The organism is Gilliamella sp. Nev6-6, assembly GCF_001690605.1.
Classification (GTDB): Bacteria; Pseudomonadota; Gammaproteobacteria; order Enterobacterales; family Orbaceae; genus Gilliamella; species Gilliamella apicola_C.
Window position 1 is genome coordinate 1 of sequence record NZ_LZHP01000017.1, and the last position, 10,754, is coordinate 10,754.

Sequence of the window (10,754 nt, forward strand, 5' to 3'; positions counted from 1 at the left end):
GTTATAAAAAAAAATATTATTGTATCAGTATTTATATGCATAATTTATTTTTCTCCAAAAATTGAACTCTGACTATCCGTTAAATTCTTCAATGCTAATGATTTCATAGAAATTGTTGGCCATATCATAGCGTAGCAGTACTGCTTTATCTCCACGCTTAAATTGATAAGTTTCGTCACTTCTAACTTGTAAAATTAATCCCGCTCCGCCATCTTCATAAATAGCTTCTCCTTTAATGTTATTTACAATACTGGATCGTATTTGAACAATTTGTCCTAATAATGATTTATGATCATGAGTTAAATTTAGTTTTGTGAAAATAGGGCGAATAGGTTTTATGACAAATGCAGTGAGGTAAATAGCGGTGATTAGTGAAATTACAAAAAAAACTGCTCCTATAATAAAATAAAGCAAAATATCATTATATAGCGGTAATATAAAGAATCGGAAACTAAAATAGCTAATTGACCATCCGAATAATGAAATTAAGGTAATAACTAATGTGAGCGGTACTTCATTAAAACCAAATTTCAATAATAAGCCACCAAATCCAGATGATGGTATATCGGTAGCTGTATCCTCTACGTTAATCGCTATATCTAAACAATCAACACTTAAAATGCCAATTGCGGCAGTTAACCAATACATAACGCAAAGTGTTAATAAGGCGCTAAAAATAACAACGGGAAAAGAAAAAAATATCCCCCAAAAAAGCTCCATTATATTTCCTTTATATTTTAAATAGTTATTACAATTTTCTAATTATTATATTTTTAACGGTTATTGTAACTAAAAAAAGTAAAACTTAAAAAACTTAATTAATTTGTTTTTCTTTTAACCTTGTTAAGATTGCTTCGGCACTTTGGTTGCTCGATTTTATTCCTGCCTCTTCAAGTTTACGATCAAGCGAATCTTGAGTTTCAGATCCCAATAATTCTTTTTTTGCTTCAATAGTGGCAGATGTTTTTTCTTGTCGTTTTTTTATTCGCTCAAGAGAGTCTAAGGCTGTTTGTAGTTTTGTTGTTGAATTTCCATAACGTTGAGCAATAGCAGATTGTGCCTTTTGCACACTTTCTGTTGCTTTTACAATATCTACTTGTTGTTTAAGATTACGGATATTAATTTCTGTTTGTAATATTGTTTGTCGTAGATTTTTTACGTTATCGGCAAAATAAGTTGCTTGCTCTTTATTAACTGTGTACTTCTTTTCAAGAACCGAAAGTTTTTCAGCGACTTCTAAGGCCAATTTTTCATTATTGCTTTCTAATGCTTTGATGGCATAATTTTCATACTCAGTTATTTCTACTTGAATTTTTTCAACTTCTTTATCGGCTAATTTTTGTTGCGCAAGTATGCTTGCTAACGATTCTTTAGCTTGTTTTAATTCAACGTCAGCATCGCGAATTTCTTGGTCTAATATACGTAGAGCTTGCGCATCAATAATCGCTTCGCCGGCTTCATTAACACTACCACGAAGCGCTGTAATAAGCTTTTTGAAGATAGCCATTGTTAATCTCCTTGTTAACTATTTTGATTCAATATTGTTAATGTTAATATAATGTTCATAAGCTTCGGTAGCTTTAATGACATTATCTGATAAAGTTTCTAATTCATAAATGATGTCGCTTAATAATGAAGACGCACTTAAAGCTCCGTACATAATATAATTTAATGCCCCATCTCCTGTTTTTTCAATTGCAATAGTCGATAGTGGGAATAGTTTTCTAGTACATAATATTTCTTCATTAAATTGATTTGTGTGTTTGACAATATCAACAGGCCAAAGTAGAGCCTCAATAATAATTTGTTGATTAGAAGCACTTAAAAATAGAGGTAGATCGCCATATTCATGCATGGTTATATGCAAACAAGCATCAACGCCATCGATGACATCAATAGTGGCAAAACCTTGCTTAGATAATTCTGAGTCACGCAAAGCTTGATAAAGATTTGTAATTGACCAAACTTCATTTTTTTTCATTTTATTGCTTTCCTGTATATTGTTAAAGCATGTGCTATTGTCTATAGGTAGGCGAAACTGTTTTTCAATTTCGAGTAACTGAGTTGCATTTTCAGGTAAAATCCAAACTTCTTTTTTTATTAGGCCTTGTTCACGCAAGCGTTTTCTATATTGTTGTTGGTAAAATGCAGAGCCTTTGGCCTCTTTTGTTTTTTTCATATGTTGATTTTGTGTTTATTTTAATTATCAATAGGGTTTATATTAACATAAAAACATCACATGTAAATATCACATGTAATAATTACATGTGATATTTATTTTCTATAACTTAACAATTATATTTTTATTATTAAATTTAGCTATATTGAGGAAATTTGCCTGCGTGAGATATTTGTTAATTAGTCAAAGTTAGATGAGCCAAATGTACATATTAGATGAAAATATCCTCTCTTTAAAAAAGGATATTTTCATTATTTATATTGTTAGTTAAAAATCAATATCCATACCTAACTGGAATGTCCTACCAGGTGAGGTGAACATTTCTAGATATTTATAGTTTGATGTTTTGTATAATTTATTGTTACTTAGATAATCCCAATATTTTTGGTCGGTAAGATTATAGATGCCACCGCTTAATTTTACATTCTTAGTGATATTGACATAACCAGTCAGATCCACAATGCCGTGTCCTGCAACTCTAAAATAATCATCTGTAGCGACTTTGATTGGTTTGCTGTCATTATTGTAAGTTTCACGAGCTGTATTTTCAGCTTTTTTGCCTTTTTGGAAGGTGGCAATTAATGCTAAACCATAGAAATTGAGCAGCAATGGGAAATTATTCAAGCGACATCACTTAGAGGTAAAAAACGTTTAATTTATATTCACATTCCTTTTTGCGATATTCATTGTCAGTTTTGTGGTTTTTATCAAAACCCATTACGGAAGTTTAATACTGAAAACTATATCGATTATTTATTAAAAGAAATATCGCTTGAAATAGATAATAAAGCGATGCAATCTGCTCCAATTCATGCCATTTATTTTGGTGGAGGCACACCTTCGGCTTTGGCTAGTGGGCAAATAGCCAGAGTAATTCGTTATTTTAAACAGCACGCTCCTTTGGCACCTGATTGTGAAATTACGATTGAAGGGCGCATTTCTGATTTTGATGATGAACGTGTTGATAGCTATATTCAAGCTGGTGTTAATCGTTTTTCTATAGGTGTACAAACCTTTAATACTCAAATTAGACAAAGGTTAGGGCGAGCATCAACTGAAGAACAAATCATTAAAAACTTTGAACGCATAGCTGCACGAGATAGTGTTGCTTTAGTGTGTGATTTAATGTTTGGTTTACCCGATCAAACCCCTCAAACATGGCAACGAGATCTAGATATTGCTAATAATTTGCCATTAGATGGCATTGATCTTTATCCCCTTAATTTATTGCCTACAACACCACTTGCTAAAGGTGTTGAAAATAAACGTATTGAAATACCGTCTGTCACTGATAAGTGTCGTTTTTATCATCAAGGTGCTGAATTTTTTGCTAAACAAGGTTGGGTTCATTTAACTAATGCACATTGGGCTAAAACTAGCCGTGAACGAAATTTATATAATTTTTTAATTAAACAAGGTTCGAATTTCTTTGCTTTCGGCTCTTGTGCTGGTGGGCGGTTAGGTGGTCAATCTTTTATGATCCATCGAGATTTAAATCAGTATTACACCCAATTAGATCAAGGTAAAAAGCCAATTATGATGTTAACAGGTAAACCATTAATAGGTGAATGGTTATATCAATTACAAGCAGGTATTGAAAAAGGGCGAATTGATTTGACGCAATTAACACAGCACTATCAATTGTTTGAACCATTAATCAATCAATGGCATCAAGTAGGGCTTCTACAAAATACAGATCATTGCCTGCTTTTGACATTATCTGGGCGATTTTGGTCAAGCAATATCTTGCAAGCTTTACAGCAGTTATTATTACAACTCAATAATCCAGAATATATTGAATTACAACAAAAAATGGCGCAAGAAAAACGAACGACTGGTAGCCAACAAATGATGTCTCATTCCGCTATTAAGCAAGCAAAAGATCCACATTAAAACTTCGTAATTAAAGGATATTATTATGACAGATAAACTAAACCATTTAGCTAATTTAGCTGCATATATGCAAACCCACCCCGAGGAAGTATTAGAAAAGATTGCTCAAGATCATCATGTTACATTGACGCAAGTCATTCAGGCTTTACCCAGAGCAAAAATTGTCGATGGCAGCCATTTTGATACCATTTGGGAAGAAGTAGCAACTTGGGGAGAAGTATTGTTTTTAATCCATACGGGGGATGTTATTGCTGAAATTTCTGGTGAGTTACCCTTAGGGACGCATAGCCATAAATATTTTAATTTACGACACCAAAAAGGTTTAAGTGGCCATATCAAGGCGGAGCATTGCCAATACATTGCTTTTATTGAACGTAAATTTATGAAGATGTCTACTGCGTCGATGATATTTCTTAATCATATGGGACAAGCGATGTTTAAAATTTTTGCTGGTCGTGACGAAAAACATCAACTTAAAGCAGAACAGCTAGAAAAATTCAGAGCATTAGCTAATCGGATTAATTAACTTTAAAATGTTAATACAATGAAAACACTATTAATCTTTGGCGTCAGCCCTAAACAAGGAACTGGTTATCAAGTTTTACAACTAGTTAAACAAAACCATCCAGATTGGCGTTGTATTACATTAGCTCGTGATAATACTTTTGCTAAGCAATTAGTCAATCAAGGCATTGAAACCTATGTCGGTGATGCAACTGATCGCGTGCTGGTTAAACAACTTTGTGATTTAGCTGGTACTGATTCAACAATTGTTTCAACCTTAGGTGGGGAAACTGGGAATTATCAGGCTCAGCGTATTATTATTGATTGTGCTGAGCAAACAGGCATAAAACAGATGGTTTTAGTCACTTCATTAGGGTGTGGTGACTCATGGGCAACTTTATCTGCGAGAGCAAAACAGGCTTTTGGTCATGCAGTACGAGAAAAATCGTTAGCTGAAACTTGGTTACAAACCAGTAAATTAAATTTTTTAATTTTAAGGCCTGGAGGTTTGCGTGATGGTGAAATGACTCAAAATGCCCAATGCTATTATCAACAAGAAGTACATGGGTTTATTCATCGCATTGATTTAGCAAAAATAATTATTGATAAAATCGCTAATCACGAATTTGGTAATTGTGCTTATAGTGTTGTTGACCCTAGTTTAACAGTAACTTATTAATTAGCTAAATAATATGAGTAATTCAAAATATAAAAGAGGTTAATGGGTGCAAAACAATCGTCATCGCTCATTGTTATGGGGTTTAATTGGTCTACTATTGGTGCTTATTCTATTTTCGGCTAATTCTGGCGCATTAAATTTATCCATTACCCATTTAATTAACCTACAATTTGACGATCAGTTATGGCATATTTGGCTCAATGTCCGTATGCCTCGCATTATGTTAGCTGTTGTTGTTGGTATGGCTTTAGCTAGTTCTGGTGCGGTAATGCAAGGGTTGTTTAGAAATCCATTAGCCGATTCCGGCCTATTGGGCATTAGTAGTGGTGCTGCTTTAATGGTAGGACTATCTATTTTATTTCCTGCAATATTTCCATCTATTATGATGCTTTACGGTAAAATGTTTGCTGCTTTTGCAGGTAGCTTGCTGATTTGTTTGTTAATTTATATTTATAGCTTAAATTCACAATGTAACTTAGCAAAAATGGTTTTGTTAGGCGTGGCCATAAATGCCATTATTGGCGCAATAATGGGGTGCTTGAGCTATATTGGTGATGAGATCCAATTGCGTCAGCTCTCATTATGGTCAATGGGCAATTTAGGTAAAGGTTCGTGGGATTTGGTTTTAGTTGCGGTATCACTCATTTTTCCCGCTTTACTTGGTATTTTTAAGTTATCGCATGCACTGAATCTTCTTCAACTTGGCGATGAAGATGCTCATTATTTGGGCATCAATGTGCAACGAATAAAACGATACCTATTATTACTCTGTGCAGTACTAATTGGTACCTCAGTTGCAGTTAGTGGCATAATCGCTTTTGTTGGCTTAGTTGTTCCTCACATGATTCGATTACAAATGGGAGCTAATCATCGATGGTTATTACCGGCCTCTGCGTTGGGTGGCGCTTGTTTATTATTATTGGCGGATACTTTTGCCCGAACGTTAGTTGCTCCTACTGAAATTCCAGTTGGGCTATTTACTAGTTTAATTGGTGGGCCTTATTTTCTATGGTTAATTTTAAGACATAAATAATAAATGGAATCTAATGATGCTAACTGCTCAACATTTAACTTTTAATTATGCAAATCACACTTTAATTAATGATATCTCTTTAACTATAGAAGTGGGCAAAATTACCATTATTATTGGACCTAATGGTGCAGGAAAATCAACACTATTGCGTTTGTTAACAGGTTACCAAAAGCCATCATCAGGAGAGTGTTATTTATTAAATAAACCGTTGTCAAAATGGTCAGAAAAGCAATTATCTAAAATTCGCACGGTAATGCTACAACATAACCAATTGACGTTTCCTTTTAAAGTAAAAGAGGTCGTCGCTATGGGGCGTTCGCCATATGGAAAAACTGATTTTGATATAGCAATAGAACAATCTATGCAGCAAACAGATTGTTTAAAACTAGCAAATCGAGATTATCGTAACTTATCTGGAGGAGAACAACAGCGCGTGCAGTTAGCTAGAGTTTTAGCACAGTTGTGGCAAGTACAGTCAACTGAAAAACTGCTCTTTTTAGATGAGCCTACTTCGGCACTTGATTTATATCACCAGCAACAAACCTTAAGATTATTAAAGAAACTGGCTTGCGAACAACAATTAGCCGTATGCTGTGTTTTGCATGATCTCAATTTAGCTGCATTATATGCTGATAAGATCTTATTAATTAATCAAGGAAAACTTGTTAAACAAGGTATACCTAAAGATGTTTTAACCTCAGAAAATATTAACCGTTGGTATAAGGTAGAATTAGGGATTTATCCTCATCCAGATAATGCTTGTGTACCTCAAATTTATTTAATGCGTTAAACAAAATAAATAAACTCTAATTGGTTACTCCATTTTAAGCTAAATTCAGTATATAATTTGAAAAAACAACAAATGGGGGGCGGTTATGACTAATCAAAATAGTACCAGTTCTATTTCTGTTTCACATCTCTTAGATGCTAAACCGGCTTTTAGTTGCCAGCTAGATGGTAAAGGCAAAGCAATGCCACTTAATGAACAAAGTGTTCCTTCGATTTCGCAGCCATTTTGGATTCATCTAGATTTTGCTAAGCAAGAAACCATTAATTGGATTAATACCACCCATTTAGTTCCTGATTTGATCAAAAATGAATTGATAAAGTCCAACCAAATATCTAAAGAAATTCGTTTTGAGTCGGGGATTTTAGTGGTTTTAAAAGGGGTGAATTTTATTCCAAATGAACTTCCAGATCCAATTGTGACTTTCCGCTTTTATATCACTGATAACATGATTATTTCAACTCGGCATCAGAAAATTGACGCGATTTTTCAGCTACAAGACAATTTAGATAAAGGCATTGGGCCTGTGGATGTTGCTGATTGGTTAATTCAAATATCTGATTTAATTAGTGATCAAGTGAATTTATCTTTTAATAGTACTCATAATAAAATCATCAGGCTAGAAGATTTAGTTCTTAACCAACGGATATTTTCATATAAAGAAATAGGTCGTGTACGTAAACAATTGATCGTTTTACGTCGGTTGTTATCACCGCAACGTGATATTTTTGTAAAAATTTCGACTGAAAGAATTTCATGGATTGATGATAACGATCGTCAACGATTACACGATATTTCCAATCAGCAAAACCATTATGTATCTGACATAGATAGCTGTTTATTGCGGTTAGCTTCAATAATGGAGCAAATTAATAGTTTCTTGGCCGAATCAACCAATAAAAGAATTTACTTAATGTCACTATTTACCATTATATTTACGCCGATTACCTTTTTAACTAGTTTACTTGGCGTCAATTTAGCGGGTATTCCTTTTAGCCAACAAGAATGGTCTTTTGTTGGGTTAATATTACTGCTTGTTGTTATTTGTATTGCTTCGGCTATTTGGCTTAAATATAAAAAGTGGTGGTAATTGTGGTCGCATTTTTACAAAAAATGGACAAAAGGTTATGATTGTTTATATAGTTAGTGATAAGGATATTATTAAGCCTTTATTTAACAACCAGCAAAAAACTAATTGCGAAAAGTTAATTTGTTTTGTTTGCGTTTTTTTACCAAGCTGGGGTTTGTGTAATTTTCTATTGATGAATGTGGCTACATTGTTGGACTATACATTAGATACTCTCCTTTATGAAGCGTATATTGCTTGAAATATTTAATGAATAATCATTGTTATGCGATCAAATCATTCTTATCGTTTATTTATTGCTGAAAAACCCAGCTTAGCTAGAGCTATTGCTGATGTATTGCCTAAACCTCACCAAAAAGGCAATGGTTTTATTAAAGCAAGTAATGGTGATATTGTTAGCTGGTGTATTGGTCATCTTTTAGAGCAAGCTACACCAGAAATTTATGATCCTAAATATAAAAAATGGGTGATGAGTGATTTACCTATAGTGCCTGAAAAATGGATCTTAATGCCAAAAGACAATACAAAAAAACAATTTAATATTTTGGTCGATCTAATTAACGCTGCCGATCAAATTGTACATGCAGGTGACCCCGATAGAGAAGGGCAATTATTGGTGGATGAAGTCTTAAATTATTGCCAATTACCGCCGAGCAAACGCAAAGCTATACAGCGATGTTTAATTAGTGATTTAAATGCGAGTGCTGTTGAAAAATCATTGCAACAATTACGTAATAACCAAGATTTTATTCCTTTATCAACCTCTGCATTGGCAAGAGCTCGAGCGGATTGGCTTTATGGCATTAATATGAGCCGGCTGTGCACTATTGTTGGACAAAAAAACGGTTATCGAGGTGTATTATCAATTGGGCGAGTACAAACACCTATTTTAGGGTTAGTGGTTAGGCGTGATTTAGAGATAGCACAATTTGTACCTAAACCTTTTTATGAAGTGTTTGCTGTATTGCAAACCAAAGACAATGAAACATTTAAGGCAAAATGGCAACCAAGCGAAGCCTGTGCACCTTATCAAGATGAAGAAGGGCGAGTATTAGTCAAAAAGTTGGCTGAAAATGTTTGTCAACGCATAAAAGGTAAACCAGGAACAATTGATAAAGTTAGCAACAAAAAGAAAGAGTTGGCGCCTCCCATGCCATTTAATTTATCGGCACTGCAAATTGAAATGGCTAGGAAAAATGGATTAAGTGCGCAAGATGTACTCGACATTTGTCAATCGTTATATGAAAAGCACAAATTAATTACTTATCCAAGATCAGATTGTCGCTTTCTACCTGAAGATCATTTAAAACAAATTATGGGCGTTAAGTCTGCTATTGAAAATAATTGCCCTGAGCTTGAAACTGCCATTGACCAGGCAAATTTTACTTTGCGTTCCAAAGCTTGGAATAATAAAAAAGTCGAAGCACATCATGCTATTATCCCAACATTACGCAAAACTAAAATGACAAATTTGAGCGATAACGAAAAGGCAGTTTATCAAGTTATTGCAACGCAATATTTAGCACAATTTTATCCTGCTTACAAATATGCCGAATTGCAAATTGATGTTGATATTCAAGGCGGGAAATTTATTGCTAAAGCAAACCAAATGCTTGATGAGGGTTGGAAGATTCTATTTAGGAATAAAAACTACCAAACTGATGCAGATGATAATGAAACCAATGGGTTATTAACTAAATTGGTTAAAAAGGGTGAAACTGTGCAATGTGTTGATACTGAATTGCTGAGCAAAGAAACCCAGCCACCAAGAGCCTTTACCGATGCCACATTATTATCGGCTATGACGGGTATTGCCCGATTTGTTAAAGATCCAGAAATAAAAAAAATATTGCGCGAAACGGATGGATTAGGCACCGAAGCAACGAGAGCTGGTATTATCGAATTGTTATTTAAACGCCAGTTTTTGACTCGTCAAGGTAAAACAATACGTTCAACTGACGTGGGTAAAAATCTGATTTTATCATTACCTGATATCATGTCGATGCCCGACATGACAGCACATTGGGAATTACAATTAGATGAAATTAGCAAAAAAGAGTTTTCATACCAGCAATTTATGCACCAACTCAATTTATCACTACTAGAGCTTGTTAATCAGTTAAAAAATGCGCGATTGAATATTAGATCTTAGTGTCGCTATCATCATCAAAATAGAATGAAATGCTCGATTTATATCTTTTTAACAACTTAGCGCAAGCGAAGAGAGTAACCGAAGAAGGGGTAATGATTTATAACACGGAAAGACCGCATGGAACATTGAAGAACATGGCGTCAATTGAATGTAAAACACTAAAACAAGTAACTTAATTTTCTACGTCAGTTGTGTACTAAGTTTGAGGAGGTATTTACACATTTACGCCAAGCGTAACAACCTGACGCATATGTATTGATTTTTCAAAATAAGTAAAAAATAACAAAAATAGACTAAAAAAAGGTTACATAGAATAAAAAATAATCTTATCTTAGCTAAAAAATACCTTTATTTTTCGGTTTTTTAATACTTTCTAAAGGAATTTAGGTAAATATCATGGAGCTTGCTGTTAGTCGTATTGCTTTAATCATCAATCGCTT

12 protein-coding genes are annotated in these 10,754 nt (G+C 33.9%); 8 read left to right on the forward strand and 4 right to left on the reverse strand.

The features are described 5' to 3' along the window. Window positions 1-72: 72 nt before the first annotated feature. From A9G42_RS02530 to A9G42_RS02545, 4 genes are all read right to left on the reverse strand, one after another. Window positions 73-720: a hypothetical protein gene (locus A9G42_RS02530; protein WP_065652547.1), complete on the reverse strand. Its 648-nt coding sequence runs from the start codon at window positions 718-720 to the stop codon at window positions 73-75. A 94-nt stretch (window positions 721-814) separates the two neighbouring features. Next, window positions 815-1,507 carry a PspA/IM30 family protein gene (locus tag A9G42_RS02535; RefSeq protein ID WP_065642154.1) on the reverse strand — a complete coding sequence of 231 codons (693 nt, stop codon included), beginning with the start codon at window positions 1,505-1,507 and terminating at the stop codon, window positions 815-817. An 18-nt stretch (window positions 1,508-1,525) separates the two neighbouring features. Further along, window positions 1,526-2,179 (reverse strand): YjfI family protein, encoded by a 654-nt coding sequence (locus A9G42_RS02540; protein ID WP_065652548.1) that lies wholly within the window; start codon window positions 2,177-2,179, stop codon window positions 1,526-1,528. 267 nt (window positions 2,180-2,446) lie between these two features. After that, complete coding sequence (locus A9G42_RS02545) at window positions 2,447-2,803, reverse strand: TonB-dependent receptor (RefSeq protein WP_065652549.1); 357 nt, start codon at window positions 2,801-2,803, stop codon at window positions 2,447-2,449. Window positions 2,804-2,833: 30 nt separating this feature from the next. Between A9G42_RS02545 and hutW the strand changes: the two genes are divergently transcribed. From hutW to A9G42_RS13125, 8 genes are all read left to right on the forward strand, one after another. Beyond that, window positions 2,834-4,072 carry a heme anaerobic degradation radical SAM methyltransferase ChuW/HutW gene (gene hutW, locus A9G42_RS02550; protein ID WP_257006321.1) on the forward strand — a complete coding sequence of 413 codons (1,239 nt, stop codon included), beginning with the start codon at window positions 2,834-2,836 and terminating at the stop codon, window positions 4,070-4,072. Window positions 4,073-4,097: 25 nt separating this feature from the next. Further along, window positions 4,098-4,598, forward strand: a complete 501-nt coding sequence (gene hutX, locus A9G42_RS02555) for a heme utilization cystosolic carrier protein HutX (RefSeq protein ID WP_065652551.1) — start codon at window positions 4,098-4,100, stop codon at window positions 4,596-4,598. 18 nt (window positions 4,599-4,616) lie between these two features. Continuing rightward, entirely contained in the window at window positions 4,617-5,255 is a 639-nt protein-coding gene (locus A9G42_RS02560; RefSeq protein ID WP_065652552.1) for an NAD(P)H-binding protein, read from the forward strand. 46 nt (window positions 5,256-5,301) lie between these two features. Then, window positions 5,302-6,288, forward strand: a complete 987-nt coding sequence (locus A9G42_RS02565) for a FecCD family ABC transporter permease (RefSeq protein WP_218058003.1) — start codon at window positions 5,302-5,304, stop codon at window positions 6,286-6,288. A gap of 13 nt (window positions 6,289-6,301) precedes the next feature. Next, window positions 6,302-7,078, forward strand: coding sequence for a heme ABC transporter ATP-binding protein (locus A9G42_RS02570; protein ID WP_065582869.1), 777 nt, complete (start codon window positions 6,302-6,304; stop codon window positions 7,076-7,078). Window positions 7,079-7,163: 85 nt separating this feature from the next. Then, window positions 7,164-8,165: a zinc transporter ZntB gene (zntB, locus tag A9G42_RS02575; RefSeq protein ID WP_082211773.1), complete on the forward strand. Its 1,002-nt coding sequence runs from the start codon at window positions 7,164-7,166 to the stop codon at window positions 8,163-8,165. A gap of 262 nt (window positions 8,166-8,427) precedes the next feature. Further along, a complete protein-coding gene (locus A9G42_RS02585) occupies window positions 8,428-10,314 on the forward strand; it encodes a DNA topoisomerase III (RefSeq protein WP_065652554.1) in 1,887 nt (628 codons plus the stop codon). Window positions 10,315-10,343: 29 nt separating this feature from the next. Beyond that, window positions 10,344-10,490: an integrase core domain-containing protein gene (locus tag A9G42_RS13125; RefSeq protein WP_082211776.1), complete on the forward strand. Its 147-nt coding sequence runs from the start codon at window positions 10,344-10,346 to the stop codon at window positions 10,488-10,490. Window positions 10,491-10,754: the final 264 nt, after the last annotated feature.